The sequence below is a fragment of the Arthrobacter sp. SPT-J7 genome, from assembly GCF_059089965.1.
The window spans coordinates 1-528 of record NZ_JBNHFF010000551.1 but is presented as its reverse complement, the minus strand read 5'-3'; the positions used below and the strand labels follow the sequence as shown (position 1 = coordinate 528).

1 pseudogene is annotated in these 528 nt (G+C 61.4%); it reads right to left on the bottom strand.

Annotation, left to right across the window (positions count from 1 at the left end):
- A pseudogene (locus AC5RWX_RS34210) lies at window positions 1-501 on the bottom strand (hypothetical protein); the annotation flags it as partial.
- Between the last annotated feature and the right edge of the window lie 27 nt (window positions 502-528).

Below are 528 nucleotides of genomic sequence, written 5' to 3'. Positions count from 1 at the left end.
CGTTTCGTCCGTGACATAGCTATATGTCCCGGACAATACCGAAGCCGCAGTGGTCTTGCCCGTTCCCGACTTCGCCACGAGGGCGATCACAGCCCCTGTTGAAGGATCCGCCACTCCGCAGGCGTGGAGCATCGTCAACTCACCGGCGTTGGCGAGGATTGCCGTCACCGTGAGCCGGGACGTGAGGTCCTCAGCCAGCTCCTCAAAGGTGGCGGCCTGCAGGTGGAACATCCCGTCGTCGTGCTTATGCGACTTCCAGGCGACGGAAGCTGTGAACGGTTGGTCAAACGTGGGTTGCACGGGCACCGGAGGGAGCAGGGGCTCGCGGCCGCTGGCACAGCGCGCCCAACCCAAGCTAATACTTGCCCGCTGCTGCCACGTGACCGCACGGCCCCAACGAACATCGAACTGCGTTCCCAGGATCTCAATGCACAGCAGGTCACTGCCTCTTGCCAATTCATCAACGAGACGTTGTTCCCACGCCAAAAGTGCGTTTTTCATGATCCCCCCGGACCTCAAGCTGTTAGC